Below are 16,705 nucleotides of genomic sequence, written 5' to 3'. Positions count from 1 at the left end.
CGGCGAAACGCTTACCCTCAGGCCGGCAACGGAGCCAAAGAGCGCCGGGCGGGCTTAACACCAATGACAAGGTAATAACACGTGACGCAGAACAAACCCCTGAGCTACAAAGACGCCGGTGTCGACATCGACGCCGGCAACGCCCTGGTTGAACGCATTAAGGGCGTCAGCCGCCGCACTCAGCGCCCGGAAGTCATGGGCGGCCTCGGGGGCTTTGGCGCCCTGTGCCAGCTGCCCACCGGCTACAAGGAGCCGGTACTGGTGGCCGGTACCGACGGCGTGGGCACCAAGCTGCGCCTGGCCATCGACCTTCAGCGTCATCAGGGCGTGGGCATCGATCTGGTGGCCATGTGCGTCAACGACCTGATCGTGCAGGGTGCCGAGCCGCTGTTCTTTCTTGACTACTACGCCACCGGCAAGCTCGACGTAGACACCGCCGCCGACGTGGTGACCGGCATTGGTGAAGGCTGTGAGCTGAGCGGCTGCGCCCTGATCGGCGGTGAAACCGCGGAAATGCCCGGCATGTACGAAGCCGGCGACTACGATCTGGCAGGCTTTTGTGTGGGTGTGGTTGAGAAAAGCGGCATTATCGACGGTTCCAAAGTGGCTGCCGGCGACGCCCTGATCGCCTTGGGGTCCAGCGGCCCCCACTCCAACGGCTACTCGCTGATCCGCAAGATCCTGGAAGTGAGCCAGGCCGACCTGAACCAGCCTCTGGGCAACGCCACTCTGGCCGACGCCCTGATGGCGCCCACCCGCATCTACGTGAAGCCGGCCCTTGCCCTGATCAAGCAGTTCGACATTCACGCCCTGAGCCACATCACCGGCGGCGGTTTCTGGGAAAACATTCCCCGCGTGCTGCCCCAGGGTGCCAAGGCGGTGATCGACGGCGCCAGCTGGCAGTGGCCGGAAGTCTTCACCTGGTTGCAGCAGGCCGGCAACGTGGAAACCCGCGAAATGTACCGCACCTTCAACTGTGGCGTGGGCATGGTTATCGCCCTGCCCGCCGACCAGGCCGACGCCGCCGTTAAATTCCTGCAGGACGCCGGCGAAAACGCCTGGGTCATCGGTCACATCGAGCAGGCCGCCGAGGGCGCCGAGCAGGTCGAGATAAAATGAAACGCATCTTGGTGCTGATCTCCGGCAACGGTAGCAACCTGCAGACCCTGCTGGATCAGGCGGCCGAAGGCCGCCTCGGCGGCGAGGTGGTGGCGGTGATCAGCAACAAGGCCGATGCCTACGGCCTGGAGCGGGCACGGCGGGCCAATGTCGCCACCGAGGTACTGCCGGGCAGGGACTTTGCCGACCGGGAAAGCTACGACGCCGCCCTGTTGACACTGATGGAAGGCTACCAGCCGGATCTGGTGGTACTGGCCGGTTTTATGCGCATTCTGACGCCAGACTTCGTGCGTCACTATGCAGGGCGAATGCTCAACATTCACCCTTCCCTGCTGCCGAAATACCAGGGCCTGAACACCCACCAGCGGGCCATTGACGCCGGCGACGACGAGCACGGCTGTAGTGTGCACTTCGTGACCGAGGAGCTGGATGGCGGCCCGGTGATTTTGCAGGCCCGGGTGCCGGTATTCGCGGAAGACGACGCCGCCGCCGTGGCGGCCCGAGTGCAGGTACAGGAGCACGCCATCTACCCGCTGGCGGTGCGCTGGTTCTGCGCCGGCCGGCTGACCATGAAAGACGGTCGGGCCTGGCTCGACGGCCAGCTCCTGCCTCCCGAAGGCCACGCCGGCGACTGAGTCGCTCGTTACTCGGATAAAAGGATGCGCAAGCATCCTTTTTTATGGTTTATGGCGATGACTGACTGGCCGGTAACACCAGCATGGCGTTGATGCCAGTGCTGGTGGCGCCCGCCAGTGCCGGACTGTTGGCCCGCGCCAGCAGCAGGCTGGCCCTGTCGGTGCCGGCGGTCAACCAGGCTGCCAGCGACCACTGGCGCAGCGGCAGCACCGCCTCGCTCAGTCCCTGTTGCACCAGCACGGGAGCCAGCACCTCCCTGTGCGCCGCCGGCACCAGTATCCACAGCGGCCAGCCGCCCCGCTCCGCCAGAGCCTGTCCCTGAGCCAGCAACTCGCTGTCGTTCACGTTATCCAGCGCCACCAGCACCTGGTTCAGCGGGTGAAAACGTGCTCCCAGTAGCAGGATGGGCCTTGTTAATCCGCCGAGCCAGGCCGGCAACGGCTCGCCTTCGGCCAGCATCAGCACCGCCATGTCATCGCCCGCCGAGGTGCTCAACAGCTGCTCACGCCGGCCCCGGGCCACTTCCCGGCTCCACTCCAACGCCCGTTGCCGCGCCAGCGCCGCCAGTTGCTGCTCGGCCCGCTCCCGCCGCCGGCGCAGTTGCCGGGCCAGCTGCTCGGTGCTGAGCGGCCGGACCCGCCCGGTGAGCAGGCTCACCTCCCGGCTGCAGGGCAGTTCGCCACAGCGCAACAGCACTTCATCTTCCACAAACACGATACGCAGACTCGCGCCCTGGCCGGCGGCAAAGTCCACCATCGCTTCCAGTTGCTCCAGCTCCGGTGCGCTGAGCTCCAGGTACCAGACCAGGCGTTGCATCATGGTGTTTTCTCCTCGGCGCCGTTGTCGTCATCGTGCTGATGCAGCTTGCGCTGGACCTCAGCCAGCCGTTTAAGGCGCTGCTGTACCCGGCCGTTGACCGAGTTCAGGGGGTAATCGCCCTGCTCGTCGGCCTCGCCCACCGCCATGCCGGTGAGCAGCGCCAGCGCCTCGTCCAGCTTGGATACCGCATACACTCGAAACGCTCCTTCGGCCACTGCCTGGCGCACTTCCCGGCCCAGCATCAGGTTATCGGTATTGGCGGCGGGAATGATTACTCCCTGGCCGGGCACCAGACCCCGGGCCTGGCATACCTCGAAAAAGCCTTCGATTTTTTCGTTAACGCCGCCAATGGGCTGCACCCGGCCAAACTGGTTGATGGAGCCAGTCACTGCCAGCGCCTGATTGAGCGGCACTTCGCCCATGGCGGAGATCAGGGCGCAGCATTCGGCGATGGAGGCGCTGTCGCCCTCGATCATGCCGTAAGACTGCTCAAAGGCCAGGCTGGCGGACACCGGCATGGGCCCTTCGGCGGCGTAACGATGGCTGAGAAACCGGGATAAAATCAGCATGGCCTTGGCATGCACGGCACCGCTTAATTTCACCTCGCGCTCGATATCGAGTACCGAGCCGCTGCCCAGCCGGGCGGTGGCGGTAATGCGCGCCGGCTGGCCAAAGCGGTAGTTGCCCAGATCCAGCACCGTCAGGCCATTGACCTGGCCCACCACGCTGCCCTCGGTGTCGATGAGCTTGCTGCCCCGCAGTATCGATTCTTCCATCTGCCGGTGAATGCGGGCGGCCCGCCGCCGTCCGGCACTCAGCGCCCGCTCCACGGCATGACCATCGATGTGGGCCTGGCTGTCGCTCTCGGTCAGGTAGTTGGCCTCCTGCAGCACGTCGGTCAGCTCCTCGGTCAGCGCCGACAACCGCTGCTGATCGTCCGCCAGCCGGCCGGCGTATTCGATCATGCGGGCCACGCCGCACCGGGTGAGTGGACGCAGATCCTGCTGGCGCGCCAGCCAGCCGATAAAGCGGGCGTAGCGCTGCAGGTTTTCCTTGTTCACTTCAATATCGTCGTTGTAGTCGGCCTGCACCTTGAACAGCTTGCCGAAGTCCGGATCGTAGGCGGCCAGCAGGTAATACAGCCTTCGGTCGCCGATCAGGATCACCTTCAGCTCCAGGGGCACCGGCTCCGGCTCCAGGCTGACGGTGCTGGCCAGGCTGTAGAAACGCTCCAGGGATTCGATGCGGATCTCCTGGGCATAGAGCGCCCGCTTGAGCACTTCCCACACCATGGGCTGCTGCAGCAGCCGCTGCACGTCGAGGATCAGGTAGCCGCCGTTGGCCTTGTGCAGGGCCCCGGGCCGGATCAGGGTAAAGTCGGTAATCAGTGCCCCCTGCTCCACATGGTGCTCTACCCGGCCCAGCAAACGGGCCAGGTTGGGCCAGTCTTCGTAGATCACCGGCGCTCCTTTCGTGTCGGCATTGTCCACCAGCAGGTTGAGCCGGTAGCGGGTAAGCAGCTGGGCCGGCAGCTCCCCTTCCCGCATATGGGCCAGCAGCAGGTTGACGTTGCCGGACAAGTCCTGCTGAATGGCTTCCAGATGACGAACCGCCGGCTCGCAACCGGCGTATTCCTTGCGCAGCTCGTCGATCAGATTGCCGCCGGCAAACATCACCATCTCTTCGTTCAGCCACTGAATATGCAGCTGAGTGTCCCGCTTCCACTGGGGAAACTGCTGCAACACCTCCTGCAGCCGCACTTCCACCCGCTCGATGGCCTGCTCCATGGCCGCGCGCTCCGCCTCGGGCAACTGGCGAAAGCGCTTGGCGTCGATTACCTCGCCGTCCTTCTTCGGCGCCAGGGTAAAGCCGGTGGGGGTACTGATCAGCACCACGCCCTCGGCCTCCGCCAGGGCCTTGACTTCGCTCATGGCCGCGGTCTGGCGCTCGGCCAGTTGCTGGTTCAGCTCGTCCAGCCGGTTGTGGTATTCCTCGGTTTCAAAAATCGCCGGAATCGACAACAGCAGCTCTTCCACCAGTTTTTCCAGGCTGGCCCGAAAGCGCCGGCCCACGCCCGCCGGCAGCACCAGCAGCTCAGGCTGTCTCGCTTCCTCAAAGCCGTGGACGTAGCACAAGTCCGCCGGTACCGGCTCGGTTTCGGCGCGACCACCGAGAAAACGCCGGATCAGCGTGTGCCGGTTGCAGTTTTCCGGCGCCATCATGTAGATATTGAAGCCCTGGCGGCGAATGCCGGTGCCGAACGACAGCGCCTCCAGCAACTGCTCCTGGCCTACCAGGGCGCCGCTGTCGGTGAGTTCGTCGGTGGTGCTGAAGGTAAACAGGGCCTCATCGCAGGCGCGATAAAGCCGCTGGGGTTCAAGGGGAGATACAGTCATGGCCAGCCTCGTGCAGAATCTCTGCACAAAGCTTAGCCAAATAAGTATTACGCTGTGGTGCCGTTGCCGGCGACCTGCTCGCCCAGCCAGAACAAACTGTATTCGCCGGGCTGCATTTTATGCCACTGCTCGTTATTGGTGAGCGGCTGGGTGGCGATCACGGTGACGATGTCGTTGGGGGTGGTTTCCTGCTGAAAGTCGATCTCCACGTCTTCATCGATCAGCCGGGCCGGGCCAAAGGGCGCACGGCGGGTGATCCAGTGCAGGTTGTTGGTGCAGTAGGTCATCAGGTATTCGCCGTCGGAGAGCAGCATGTTGAACACCCCCAGGGCGCGCAGCTGATCGCACAGCCGGGCCACGTAACGGAACATGGCCACCATGTTGCCGGGCTTGCGCGGGTATTTTTGCTCCAGCTCATGCAGCAACCAGCAAAAGGCCAGCTCGCTGTCGGTGTCGCCCACCGGTTTGTGGCGGCCGGTCTTGAGTTTTTTGTAGCCGCTGAGCTGACCGTTATGGGCAAAGGTCCAGTAGCGGCCCCACAGCTCCCGGGTAAAGGGATGGGTGTTTTCCAGGGCAATGCCCCCCCGGTTGGCCTGGCGAATATGGCTGACCACGGCGCAGCTCTTGATGGGGTATTCCTGCACCAGCTGGGCAATGCGCGACTGGCTGGAGGGCTGGGGATCCTTGAAGGTGCGCAGCCCCTTGCCCTCGTAGAACACGATACCCCAGCCATCCTTGTGCGGACCGGTGCGGCCGCCCCGCTGCATCAGGCCGGTAAAGCTGAAACAAATATCGGTGGGGACATTGGCGCTCATCCCTAGCAATTCACACATGGGGGTTACTCTTGCTCCATTTCCTTTTCGACCAGCTGGATCAGAATGTGAATGATCTTGATGTGCACTTCCTGAATGCGATCGGCGTAGCCAAAGTGCGGCACGCGAATTTCCACGTCCGCCAGCCCCGCCATTTTGCCGCCGTCCTTGCCGGTGAGCGCAATGGTGCTGATGCCGCGGGCCTTGGCCACCTCAATGGCCTTGAGAATATTGGCCGAGTTGCCGCTGGTGGACAGCCCCAGCAGCACGTCCCCTTCCCGGCCCACCGCTTCCAGGTAGCGGGAAAACACGAACTCGTAGCCAAAATCGTTGGAGACGCAGGAAAGGTGGCTGGGATCGGAAATGGCGATGGCCGGGTAACCCGGACGGTTTTCCCGGTAGCGGCCGGTCAGCTCCTCGGCAAAGTGCATGGCGTCACAGTGAGATCCGCCGTTGCCGCAAGACAGCACCTTGCCGCCGGCCTTGAAGCGGTCGGCCAGCAGCTTGGCGGCCCGTTCAATGGCGGCAATGTTGGCGTCATCGGCCAGAAAGCGGCTCAGCACCTCGGCGGCTTCGTTCAGCTCGCTGCGGATCAGACTCTGATACATGGAATGGCCTCTTGCTTGCGGTAAAAGCGCATTTTGGCACAAGTCACCCAAGGCGGAAAGCCGAAGGAGTCCGGTACCTTGGCGGTAACAATCTCTTGCAAAATAACAATCACTCTCACTATCATGTGCATCCCACTTCACTATCTCTGCACGCCATCATGCTGGAACTGCGTCAGATCCGCGTACATCGTGACCACAGAACCATACTGAGCCTGGACCGGCTGTCCCTGGCGCAGCATGACTTCACCGTTATTCTCGGCCACAACGGCTCGGGCAAGTCTACCCTGATGAAACTGCTGGCCCGGCAGATGCCGCCCGATGAGGGAACACTGCGCCTAGACGGTCAGCCACTGGGTCATTACTCACAGCGGGAGTTTGCCCGTCGCATCGCCTTCTTGCCCCAGCGCCTGCCCGAGGTGGCCGGACTCAACGTGCGCGAACTGGTGCGGCTGGGCCGGTTCCCCTGGCGTGGCATGCTGGGACGCTGGCAAGCGCAGGACCACGCCCTGGTGGAGGAAGCCATGGCCCACACGCGGGTCGGCCACTATGCCGATCATCAGGCCGACCTGCTGTCGGGGGGCGAACGCCAGCGGGCCTGGGTCGCCATGCTGCTGGCCCAGCAATCTCCCCTGCTGTTGCTGGACGAACCGACCTCGGCCCTGGATCTGAGCCATCAGCACGATCTGCTGCTGCTGCTGAAACGGCTCAACCGGGAGCAGCAACGAGGGGTCATCGTGATCCTGCACGATCTCAACCTGGCATTGCGTTTTGCCGATCGCATCATCGCCCTCAAGCAGGGCCGGCTGTTGTTCGACAAGGCGCCCGCCGAGCTGATGTCGGAGCAGTTGCTGTCCGAGCTGTACGACATTCCCATTCGCCTGCTTGACCACCCCGAGCAGAATGAAAAAATTGCCATTGTTGCCTGAGCCATGATCAAGAACCTGCTATTAATGCTGCTCCTGCTCGGCGTCGCCCACGCCCACGCCGTTGATGTAACCGACAGCCTGGGCCGCCACCAGTTCGACCGGCCGCCGCAACGCATTATCACCCTCAACTGGGCCGCCACCGAGCAGGTGGTAGAGCTGGGGGTCACCCCGCTGGCGGTGGCCGATGCCGCCGGCTACCGCCAGTGGGTGGCTCAGCCGGCCCTGCCCGACCAGGTCAGGGATGTGGGCCTGCGCCAGGAGCCCAACCTGGAAAACATCGCCGAGCTCAACCCCGATCTCATCATCACCGGCGATCAGCAGGGGGATCTGGTAGCCCGCCTGCAACAGATTGCTCCCGTGCTGCATTTTGAAAACTTCAGCCGCGATCACAACAACGCCGAGGCCGCCCGGGCCGGCTTTCTGCAACTGGCCAGGGCACTGCACCGTGAAGCCGAAGCCGTGCAGCGCCTGGCCGAGCTGGATGCCACTTTCGCGCAGCTTCGCCAGCGCCTGCACCGGCATTTTGGTGACCACCTGCCCCCGGTGGCGGTGACGCGGTTGATGGACAGCAGCCATGTCCGCGTTTACGGCGACAACAGCATGCCGCAATACGCCCTGGAGCGCCTGGGCATTGCGCCTGCCCTGCCTCAGCCGGCCAGCCAGTGGGGTCAGGTACAGAAAAAGCTGACCGATCTCGGTGCCTTGCGCCAGGGGGCACTGCTCTATATCGAGCCCTTTCCCGGCGCCGACCAGTTGTTCGGTACGCCGCTGTGGCGGGCCCTGCCCGTGGTGCGAGCCGGCCAAGTGGCGGCGGTACGCCCCACCTGGACCTATGGCGGCATCATGTCGCTTGGCTACCTGGCCGAGAACCTGACCGACGCCCTGCTGAGCATCGACCCCGAATGAGCCGTCTCCTGCCCCTGCCCCTGCTCCTGCTGGCGCCCTTGCTGGCCCTGGCCCACCTGCAGATCGAGCCCACCCTGACACTTTCCGCCCAGTGGGCTCTGCTGTGGGGAAATGCGCCCGACAGCTTTGAGCGCTTTCTGTTTCTGTATACCGCCCTACCCCGGGTGGTGATGGCGCTGCTGGTGGGCGGCGCCCTGGGGCTGGCGGGCAGCCTGCTGCAGCAAGTCACCCAAAACCACCTGGTATCGCCCATGACCCTGGGAGCCTCGTCCGGCGCCTGGCTGGCGCTGGTGTGCGCCGCCATCTGGGCACCGGCGCTGTCGGCCACTCATGGCCACTGGCTAGCCCTGTTGGGCGCGGCCCTGTCTTCTTCCCTGGTACTGCTGATTGCCGGCCGCCACGGTATTCGCGGACTGCCGGTGGTGCTGGCGGGCATGGCGGTCAACCTGCTGCTCGGCGCCCTGGCCTCGGGACTGGTATTGCTCAACGATCAGTACACCCGCAATCTCTTTATCTGGGGCGCCGGCGATCTAACCCAAACCGACTGGCACTGGGTGCTCTGGCTGTTGCCCCGGCTGCTGCCGCTGGCACTGCTGCTGATCGTGCTGGCTCCCCGCCCGCTCACCCTGCTGCGCCTGGGTGAGGATGCCGCCCGTGGCCGCGGACTCGGCCTGTGGCCGGTTGTGTTGGCCTTGTTGCTGGCCGCGCTCTGGCTCGGCTCGGTGGCCATTACCGCGGTGGGACTGATCGGCTTTATCGGCCTGCTCACCCCCAACCTGGCCCGCTTTTTCGGTGCCCGCAGCGCCCGCGGCGAACTGCTGTTGTCATTCCTGCTGGGGGGCCTGCTGCTGCTGGCCACCGACGCCATCGCCCTGGGGTTCAGCCGCTACGCCGCCGACCTGGTGCCCAGCGGGGCCGCGGCCGCCCTGATCGGCGCGCCGGCCCTGCTGTGGCTGGTGCGCAAACGTCTGCAGGCCCAGGATCAGAGTGCCATCACCCTGCCCGGCGAACGCCATGCCGTGTCCCGCGCCGGCTGGCTCGGCGTGGGGCTGCTGACCCTGCTGCTGGTCGGGCTGAGCCTGACCCTGGCACCCACCAACACCGGCTGGCGCTGGGCCTGGCCCAACGAGCTGCTGTGGTCGTTGCGCTGGCCTCGGCTGGTCACCGCCGCCTGCGCCGGTGCCGGCCTGGCGGTGGCCGGCGTCATCCTGCAGCGACTGATCCGCAACCCCCTCGCCAGCCCCGACATCATGGGCATGTCGGCAGGTGCCACCCTGGCACTGGTGCTGGGCGTGCTGCTTGGTGGCCGCTCCATTCACGACGGCGGCTCCCTGCTTGCCTTTGGCGGCAGCATGACGGTGTTGCTCATCTTGCTGCTGCTGGGCCGTCGTCATCACTACGCGCCGGCACTGATGGCCCTGGTAGGCATCTCCCTGGCCGCCTTTCTCGATGCCCTGTTGCAGTTCACCCTGGCAAAAGGCAATGACGATGTGTTCGCCATTCTGGGCTGGCTGGCCGGCTCCACCTACCGGGCCGATGCCGGTCAGGCCGGCTGGCTGAGCGCCGGCATCGGCCTGGCATGGCTGCTGGCATTGGCCAGCCGGCGCAGCCTGACCCTGGTGTCCATCGGTGACGGCATTGCACTGGGACGAGGGCTGGCGCTGGAACGCACCCGGGTACTGTTGCTGGTGCTGGTGTCGGTGATCTGTGCCCTGGTCACGGCAGTCATGGGCCCGGTGGCCTTTGTCGGGCTGCTGGCTCCCCACATGGCGAGCCTGTTGGGTGCGCGCCAAACCGGTGCCCAACTGGCCCTGGCCTCGCTGCTGGGCATGGCGCTGATGCTGCTGTCGGACTGGCTGGGACGGGTGCTGCTCTACCCCCTGCAACTGCCCGCCGGCACCCTTGCCTCCATCATGGGCGGCAGCTACTTCATCTTTTTACTGGCACGCAAACGGACGGTGTAACAGAGACTGACCGATTGAAGCCATCTGAATGCCCGTCCGAACAGGGCGGTTAACAACGGGATAAAACGCACAGTGTCGGCCCCGCTTCTCGGGATATTTCCACACTGCCGCCAGAAAAATAACAAATAACAATCATTTGCTTTTGCCTTTATATTAATCAGGAGAAAAAAGAAATGCCGTTTCAAAAGAAACAATTATCCCGAATGATAGCCGCCCTGCTCGCCACCGGCACCCTGGCTCCTGCCTTCGCCCAACAGGATCCCCTGGTACTGGATGCCGTCAGCGTTACCGCTGAGCGAGAAAGTGATGTCACCGAAGGCAGCGACAGTTACACCACCCGGAACAGTCGCACCGCCACCAAACTGAATCTGTCACCACGGGAAACTCCGCAGACGGTCTCGGTGACCACCCGTACCAAAATGGATGACTTCGCCCTCAACGATATCAATGACGTGCTGGAAAATACCAACGGCGTCAATGTTGAGCGGGTGGAAACCGATCGTACCTACTTCACCGCTCGTGGCTTTGACATTACCAACTTCCAGGTGGACGGCATCGGCGTGCCACTCACCTATGGCAATGTCATGGGCGACCTGGATACCGCCTTGTTCGACAAGGTGGAAGTACTCAAGGGGGCCAACGGCCTGATGAGTGGCGCCGGCAGCCCCGCGGCTACCGTCAACTTCGTGCGCAAGCGCCCCACCGAGGAATTCCAGGCCTCGGCCAAGGCCGGTATCGGCTCCTGGGAGTATCGCCGGCTGGATGGCGACATTTCCGGCGCGCTCAATGAGCGGGTACGCGCCCGTCTGGTGGTGGCCGGCCAGGACAAGCATTCCTATCTGGATCGCTACGAGCAGCAACGGGGCCTGGCCTACGGGGTACTGGAAGTGGATCTGACCGACAGCACTCTGCTCACCCTGGGCCACAGCTATCAGCAAAACAACGCCGACAGCCCACTGTGGGGCTCACTGCCGCTGTTTTATACCGACGGCAGCCGCACCGACTACAGCCGCTCCGACAGCAGTGCCGCCGATTGGGCCTACTGGAATAACGAGGACAACCGCAGCTTTGTGGAACTGACCCAGGAGCTGGGCAATGGCTGGACCGCCAAGGCGGCCTACTCCCATCTGGAAATCGAGTCCGACTCCGAGCTGTTCTACGTCTATGGTACTCCGGAACGCGGGACCAACACCGGTGTGTTCAGCTGGCCCAGCCAGTACGACTTCAGCACCCGCCAGGATCTGGTCGACCTCTATGCCAGCGGCCCCTTCCAGCTGGCCGGCCGGGAACACGAGCTGGTGGCCGGCACCAGTTGGTCCATGGCCAAAACTCGGGATCACTCCTGGTACGGTGATACCCTGGGCAGCCCGGTACCGGATCTGCATGGCTGGGACGGTAGCTATCCCAGACCCAACTTCACCAGCGACGGCGGCGGCAGCGACTGGACCGACAAACAGCAAAGCGCTTACGTTGCCACCCGCTTTAGCCTGACCGACGATCTGAGCCTGCTGGCCGGCGCCCGCCTGTCCAACTGGGACAGCCACGGCACCAGCTATGGCAAAGACAAGGCCACCCGTCACGACAATGTGCTGGTGCCCTATGCCGGCCTGGTGTACGACCTGACCCCGAACTACTCGCTCTATGCCAGCTACACCGAAATTTTCACCCCCCAGGTAGCCACGGATATCGACGGCAACCGCCTGGATCCCATCGAGGGCAGCAGCATGGAGACCGGCGTCAAGGGCGAATGGCTCGATGGCAAGCTCTACGCCAACCTGGCCCTGTTCCGGATCGAGCAGAGCAACCTGGCCGAGCCAATCGCAGGCACCACCCCGACCGCCTACCGTGCCATGGACGGTGTCTCCAGCCAGGGGGTGGAGCTGGAGCTGGCCGGCGAGCTGCTGCCGGGCTGGGAAGCCAGCGCCGGCTACAGCTACGTGGATATCGAAGACAGCGAAGGCAACACCACCAAAACCTATACCCCGCGTCAGAGCGCCAAGCTGGCCACCACCTATCAATTGCCCATGATGGAACAGCTGAAACTGGGTGCCAATGTCAAATGGCAGGACGACAGCTACCGGGATTACGGCAGCGGTCTGGTAGCCCGCCAGGATGCCTACGCCCTGCTCGGGCTGATGGCCAAGTACGAGTTTACCCCTCGGCTTGACGCCACCCTCAATATCGACAACCTGACCGACGAGAAGTATCTGACCAGCTTCTATTGGACTTCTCCCCAGGGCTACTACGGTGAACCCCGTAACGCCAAGCTGTCGGTGAACTGGAAGTTCTAAGTCAGGTGAGATAGCTCATCAAGCCGGTGCTCTGCGCCGGCTTTTTTGATCCCTTCTGGTCACTCATCGCTTTTTAAGTACAATATTGCCAAGCTTTTAATACAAATTACTCACAGGTCTGGCACATGGACGCAAAAAACCGCATCGCCGCATTAATCGAACACCTACAGCAGGGGCTGCTGGAGCGGGAAACCCCGGTCCGGCTGGCCCTGCTGGCAGCCCTTTCCGGCGAGCACCTGCTGCTGCTGGGCCCACCCGGCACCGCCAAGAGCGAGCTGTCGCGCCGGCTGCACACCCTGATGGCCGACGGCAGCTATTTTGAGCGGCTGCTCACCCGCTTTTCGGTGCCGGAAGAACTGTTCGGCCCGCTCTCCATCAAGGCGCTGGAGCAGGACCGTTACCTGCGCCAGACGCAAGGCTACCTGCCGGACGCCTCCATCGCCTTTATTGACGAAATCTTCAAGGCCAACAGCGCCATTCTCAACAGCCTGCTCACCCTGCTGAACGAGCGTCAGTTCGACAACGGCAACCAGCGCCTGCCGGTGCCGCTGGTGTCGGTGATTGCCGCCAGCAACGAGCTGCCGGAAGGGGCCGAGCTCAACGCCCTGTACGACCGTTTTCTGTTGCGTTATCAGGTGGCACCGGTCAGCGACGACGCCTTTACCGGCCTGCTCACCCTGAACCAGGGCTATCAGGCGCCGGCCACCGAGCTGAAACTGACCGGTGCCGAGCTGGCAACGCTGCGTAAAGAAGCCGAGCAACTGCCGCTGGCACCGGCACTCATTCGCCTGCTGCACAGCCTGCGCCGCTTTCTGGCCGAGCAGGACATTCCGGTCTCCGACCGGCGCTGGCGCAAGGTGGTCAAACTGCTCAAGGTGTCCGCCTGTTGCAACGGTCAGCAGGAAGCTGATCTGCTCGACGCCTGGCTGCTGCCCCACTGCCTGTGGCAACAACCGGAGCAACAGGGCCGCCTGGCCGACTGGCTGCACGAGCACATTGCCGCCGATCCGGGCTTCAGCCCGCAACTGGTGAGCGACATGGTAGACAGCTGGCAGGAGCGGCTGGATCAGGATGCCGATCCGGTGCTGCCATCCCTCAACGAACAGGGCTACCAGCTTTATCTCGACGAACAGGGCCAACCGGTCACCGAAGCCAAAGGCCAGCGGCAAAAGCGCAATGAAAGCGGCCAGCTACTCTATCGTCAGCCCCGGCTGCCGGATGCGGTATTTACCGAACAGGAAATTCGCAATCTGGGCGGCAACCGGGATCAGTACCAGCCACTGATGGAAAGCTACCAGCGTCCCAGCGCCCTGCAGCCCAGGGCCTGGCCCGCCAGCCACCTGGCTTCTCGCCTGCACCAGCTGGACGAGCGCATTGATGAGCTGGCCCGTTATCTCGAATGGCTCGACACCCAGCAACAGGGTCTGGGCCAGCGTCTGCGCCAGCACCTGTGGCTGAGCCCGGAGCTGGGCGAGCGCGCTCGCAGTCAGCTTGAAGAGCAGCAGGCCGAGCTGAGCCGCCAGCATCAGCGGCTGCAAGCCCTGCGCCGGGCCTTTGCCGAACTGCCGGTTGAAGACTGAGATGGCACCCGCCCACACCGCCGGCCTGGCCCCCCTGAGCGAGCTGCCCGACAGCCTGTTCAGCCTGGTGGTCACCCATCCGCTGGGCAGTCTGTTGCCCCGGGCCAAGCGGGTGCTGACCATGCTGAGCGAGCTCGACAAAGGCCGACTACCGCCGCCCGGCGACTGGCTGAATTCCAGCACCGAGCGGCGCCTTCGCCAGCTGCTGGTGCGCGCCAATGCCCTGGAATACTGCAAGGACACCCCGGACGTGGCCCGGGCCATCGTGCAGGACATATTGCTGGTGCTGGAGCAGGTGGAGCTGTCCTGGCCGGCCACCGCCGGCCTGCTGTGTCAGCAGGGCGTCACGCCCGAGCGGGCCGAGCGCCGTGCCCGGGCCCGCCATACCCGGCGGGCCATCAGCAAGCTGGCGGAGCAGTGGCAGCAGCGCATCAGCCTGTGGCAGGCGCTGGATGATGTGGCCGAGGAATTCGGTATCGCCCCGGCCATCGGCACCGACAAGGACAGCGGCCACCTGCGGGACAGGGCCTGGTTTGATCTGATCAGGCTGTCCCGCTGGGTGGCGGACATTCGCCAGTTGCAGAAACTGCTCAAACTCATGGGCCAGCAGCGCCCGGATCCGGAGCAAAGTGCCAGCTTAAGCCAGTTGCAGCAAATGATGAGCCCGCGCGACAAGGGCCCTCGGGAGCGGCGACTACCGGGCATTCCCATGGAAACCCAGGGCATTACCCGCTCCGATAACCTGTCGCGCATGCTGCCACTGGAAGCGGCCCTGCTGGGACACCCGTCATTGCACATGCTGTGGCACGCCCGCCGGGCCGAGCAAAGCCTGCTCAGCTACGCCGTGGCCGGGGTGATGCCCATTGACGCCGGCAACGACTGGCCTCTGCCCCGGGCCGGCAAGGGCGAAGGAGACGGCAAGGGCACCCAGCAGGGACCCCTTATCCTGTGCCTGGACACCTCTGCCTCCATGCACGGCCTGGCCGAGCAGGTGTCCAAGGCCATGGTGCTGGAAGCCCTGCGCCTGGCCAAACAACAGCAACGAGGCTGCCTGGTCTATCTGTTTGGCGGCGCCGACGAGCTGTTGGTACTCGACAATCAAACCCTGACCCTGCCCGAGCTGCTGGACCTGCTGCGCGGCTCCTTCAGTGGGGGTACCGATGCCGGCACCCCGCTCAACGCCGCCCTGGCCCGGCTGCAGCAGCAGGAATGGCGTCAGGCCGACATTCTGCTGGTAAGCGATGGCGAGTTCGAAGTCTCCAGCGAGCTGCAGGCCCAGGTAGAGCACGCCAAGGAGGCCCTGGGAGTACGCCTGTTCGGCCTGCAGCTGGGCTACGCCACCGCCCTGCACGCCATGCGCAAGGTCTGTGATCCGGTGCATCTGTTCAGCGACTGGCGCAGCCTGGAGCAAGCGGCCCGGGCTTAAGCTTTCACCATCAGCAGCCGGGGTTCACCGGGGCCGAAATAGTCCTCTTCCCGGCCGGCCTCGGCAAAACCCAGACTTTGGTAAAGGTGCAGCGCCGGGTTGTCGGGCAGGACCGTCAGCTTGATGCGCCGGCAGCCCTGCCCCTCAAGGGCGTTCACCGCCGCCCGCAGCAACTGCCGGCCCAGCCCTTGCCCCCGTGCTGCTGGTGCTACCGCCAGCGACAATATCCAGCCCTCGGTCGCGGCTTCCCCCCGGCCCGCCAGTACGTAACCCAGCAGTTCGCTCTTCTCCTCGGCCACCAGCAAGGATCCCGGCCACAGATCCCAGGCCTGGCGCAGAAAAAAGTCCGGATAACCATGGTCGCCAAAGGCGTTGCCTTCCAGCCGGTATACCCCGGCCAGATCTTCCTTGCTTGCGGTTCTGATCTTCATCCATTCCCCCATAAACTCTGTCGTTTATTTTGATAACGATAAAAATTATCATTGGCTTTATTTTTTGGTGGTTACTCTCATGTCTGCCCAACATTTGCACCAGCTTTATCGCCTTGCCCTGGCGGATCCTGACGCCACCGAATTGCGTGCGCAACTGCCGACACTGGCCAGGGGACAGGGGACGATAGCATTGGCACAGTGGCTGGCAGATCCGCTGGCTCAGATCGCCCCCGGGCCGGGCAAGGTGCCGCTGTCCCTCGCGCACAAGCGCCTCTGTGGCCTGCTGTTGCTGCCTTTGGCCTGCCAGTGGCTGCGCGATGGCCGGCTGCCGTCATTGGCTCCCGAGCACCTGTCCCTCGACGCAGAGCAGGGATTTACACAGGGCAATAAGCCGGGTACCGCATCTGAACTGATCGCACTGGTGCACTTTATCAACCGGTATTTTCGCGAGCACAAATTGCCGCCCCGCATCATCGCCAGCAACAGTGCCGTTTACCTGGCCGCCCCCTGGACCCGGCTCGGCATGGCCCTGCCCGAGCCGGCCCGTTTCGAGGCTCCGGCACGGCAATGGATGGCGCTGTTTGGCGACGACATCGCCGGGGCCATCGACTGGGCCCACTTTCACTGGCCCGACCGGCAATTGTTGCTGCCGCACCGTAAAGACTGCTGCCTGCGCTACAAGGTATGCAATGGCGAGCTGTGCGGCACCTGCAATCGTTACAGCCGCGAGCAAATGGCCGCTAACCTGAGGCAATGGCTGGATAACCAGATCACCACCGGTTAAAAAACAG

General features: G+C 63.9%; 14 protein-coding genes. 9 read left to right on the top strand and 5 right to left on the bottom strand.

Annotation, left to right across the window (positions count from 1 at the left end):
* The first annotated feature begins 81 nt into the window (after nt 1–81).
* Nucleotides 82–1,119 (top strand): phosphoribosylformylglycinamidine cyclo-ligase, encoded by a 1,038-nt coding sequence (gene purM / locus GU3_RS06625; protein ID WP_014291751.1) that lies wholly within the window; start codon nt 82–84, stop codon nt 1,117–1,119.
* Nucleotides 1,116–1,754, top strand: a complete 639-nt coding sequence (gene purN / locus GU3_RS06620) for a phosphoribosylglycinamide formyltransferase (protein ID WP_014291750.1) — start codon at nt 1,116–1,118, stop codon at nt 1,752–1,754. Before purM ends, purN begins: the two co-directional genes overlap by 4 nt.
* Nucleotides 1,755–1,803: 49 nt before the next feature.
* Here purN and GU3_RS06615 read toward each other — a convergent pair whose 3' ends face one another.
* Genes GU3_RS06615 through lpcA form a run of 4 tightly spaced genes read right to left on the bottom strand, consistent with a single transcriptional unit; the run spans nt 1,804 to nt 6,390 of the window.
* Nucleotides 1,804–2,574 carry a hypothetical protein gene (locus tag GU3_RS06615; RefSeq protein ID WP_014291749.1) on the bottom strand — a complete coding sequence of 257 codons (771 nt, stop codon included), beginning with the start codon at nt 2,572–2,574 and terminating at the stop codon, nt 1,804–1,806.
* On the bottom strand, nt 2,571–4,970 hold the full coding sequence (locus GU3_RS06610) for a Lon protease family protein (RefSeq protein WP_014291748.1): 2,400 nt from the start codon (nt 4,968–4,970) through the stop codon (nt 2,571–2,573). Before GU3_RS06610 ends, GU3_RS06615 begins: the two co-directional genes overlap by 4 nt.
* Nucleotides 4,971–5,017: 47 nt before the next feature.
* On the bottom strand, nt 5,018–5,803 hold the full coding sequence (locus GU3_RS06605) for a class II glutamine amidotransferase (protein WP_014291747.1): 786 nt from the start codon (nt 5,801–5,803) through the stop codon (nt 5,018–5,020).
* Between the two features lie 5 nt (nt 5,804–5,808).
* Nucleotides 5,809–6,390 carry a D-sedoheptulose 7-phosphate isomerase gene (lpcA, locus tag GU3_RS06600; protein ID WP_014291746.1) on the bottom strand — a complete coding sequence of 194 codons (582 nt, stop codon included), beginning with the start codon at nt 6,388–6,390 and terminating at the stop codon, nt 5,809–5,811.
* Between the two features lie 158 nt (nt 6,391–6,548).
* Between lpcA and GU3_RS06595 the strand changes: the two genes are divergently transcribed.
* The 6 genes from GU3_RS06595 (at nt 6,549) to GU3_RS06570 (ending at nt 15,483) form a co-directional block, all read left to right on the top strand.
* Nucleotides 6,549–7,316: an ABC transporter ATP-binding protein gene (locus GU3_RS06595; protein WP_014291745.1), complete on the top strand. Its 768-nt coding sequence runs from the start codon at nt 6,549–6,551 to the stop codon at nt 7,314–7,316.
* A 24-nt stretch (nt 7,317–7,340) separates the two neighbouring features.
* Nucleotides 7,341–8,222, top strand: coding sequence for an iron-siderophore ABC transporter substrate-binding protein (locus GU3_RS06590; protein WP_014291744.1), 882 nt, complete (start codon nt 7,341–7,343; stop codon nt 8,220–8,222).
* Nucleotides 8,219–10,186, top strand: coding sequence for a Fe(3+)-hydroxamate ABC transporter permease FhuB (gene fhuB, locus GU3_RS06585; protein WP_014291743.1), 1,968 nt, complete (start codon nt 8,219–8,221; stop codon nt 10,184–10,186). Before GU3_RS06590 ends, fhuB begins: the two co-directional genes overlap by 4 nt.
* A 203-nt stretch (nt 10,187–10,389) precedes the next feature.
* Nucleotides 10,390–12,477 (top strand): TonB-dependent siderophore receptor, encoded by a 2,088-nt coding sequence (locus GU3_RS06580; protein WP_014291742.1) that lies wholly within the window; start codon nt 10,390–10,392, stop codon nt 12,475–12,477.
* A gap of 125 nt (nt 12,478–12,602) precedes the next feature.
* Nucleotides 12,603–14,057, top strand: a complete 1,455-nt coding sequence (locus GU3_RS06575) for an AAA family ATPase (protein WP_014291741.1) — start codon at nt 12,603–12,605, stop codon at nt 14,055–14,057.
* A 1-nt stretch (nt 14,058) separates the two neighbouring features.
* On the top strand, nt 14,059–15,483 hold the full coding sequence (locus GU3_RS06570; RefSeq protein ID WP_014291740.1) for a VWA domain-containing protein: 1,425 nt from the start codon (nt 14,059–14,061) through the stop codon (nt 15,481–15,483).
* Here the strand turns inward: GU3_RS06570 and GU3_RS06565 are convergent.
* Nucleotides 15,480–15,914 carry a GNAT family N-acetyltransferase gene (locus GU3_RS06565; RefSeq protein ID WP_014291739.1) on the bottom strand — a complete coding sequence of 145 codons (435 nt, stop codon included), beginning with the start codon at nt 15,912–15,914 and terminating at the stop codon, nt 15,480–15,482. The two genes, GU3_RS06570 and GU3_RS06565, sit on opposite strands and share 4 nt — an antisense overlap.
* Before the next feature lie 79 nt (nt 15,915–15,993).
* Here GU3_RS06565 and GU3_RS06560 point away from each other — a divergent pair, with 79 nt between their 5' ends.
* Nucleotides 15,994–16,698 carry a (2Fe-2S)-binding protein gene (locus GU3_RS06560; RefSeq protein ID WP_148265861.1) on the top strand — a complete coding sequence of 235 codons (705 nt, stop codon included), beginning with the start codon at nt 15,994–15,996 and terminating at the stop codon, nt 16,696–16,698.
* The last annotated feature ends 7 nt before the right edge of the window (nt 16,699–16,705 follow it).

The organism is Oceanimonas sp. GK1, from assembly GCF_000243075.1.
GTDB lineage: Bacteria > Pseudomonadota > Gammaproteobacteria > Enterobacterales > Aeromonadaceae > Oceanimonas.
This window is presented reverse-complemented; position numbering and strand designations above follow the sequence as displayed.

Excerpts from the sequence above, each read along its gene's own strand:
- purN (WP_014291750.1), top strand. The coding sequence starts at position 1,116 with ATGAAACGCATCTTGGTGCTGATCTCCGGCAACGGTAGCAACCTGCAG.
- GU3_RS06615 (WP_014291749.1), bottom strand. The coding sequence starts at position 2,574 with ATGATGCAACGCCTGGTCTGGTACCTGGAGCTCAGCGCACCGGAGCTG.
- GU3_RS06610 (WP_014291748.1), bottom strand. The coding sequence starts at position 4,970 with ATGACTGTATCTCCCCTTGAACCCCAGCGGCTTTATCGCGCCTGCGAT.
- GU3_RS06605 (WP_014291747.1), bottom strand. The coding sequence starts at position 5,803 with ATGTGTGAATTGCTAGGGATGAGCGCCAATGTCCCCACCGATATTTGT.
- lpcA (WP_014291746.1), bottom strand. The coding sequence starts at position 6,390 with ATGTATCAGAGTCTGATCCGCAGCGAGCTGAACGAAGCCGCCGAGGTG.
- GU3_RS06595 (WP_014291745.1), top strand. The coding sequence starts at position 6,549 with ATGCTGGAACTGCGTCAGATCCGCGTACATCGTGACCACAGAACCATA.
- GU3_RS06590 (WP_014291744.1), top strand. The coding sequence starts at position 7,341 with ATGCTGCTCCTGCTCGGCGTCGCCCACGCCCACGCCGTTGATGTAACC.
- fhuB (WP_014291743.1), top strand. The coding sequence starts at position 8,219 with ATGAGCCGTCTCCTGCCCCTGCCCCTGCTCCTGCTGGCGCCCTTGCTG.
- GU3_RS06580 (WP_014291742.1), top strand. The coding sequence starts at position 10,390 with ATGATAGCCGCCCTGCTCGCCACCGGCACCCTGGCTCCTGCCTTCGCC.
- GU3_RS06575 (WP_014291741.1), top strand. The coding sequence starts at position 12,603 with ATGGACGCAAAAAACCGCATCGCCGCATTAATCGAACACCTACAGCAG.
- GU3_RS06570 (WP_014291740.1), top strand. The coding sequence starts at position 14,059 with ATGGCACCCGCCCACACCGCCGGCCTGGCCCCCCTGAGCGAGCTGCCC.
- GU3_RS06565 (WP_014291739.1), bottom strand. The coding sequence starts at position 15,914 with ATGAAGATCAGAACCGCAAGCAAGGAAGATCTGGCCGGGGTATACCGG.
- GU3_RS06560 (WP_148265861.1), top strand. The coding sequence starts at position 15,994 with ATGTCTGCCCAACATTTGCACCAGCTTTATCGCCTTGCCCTGGCGGAT.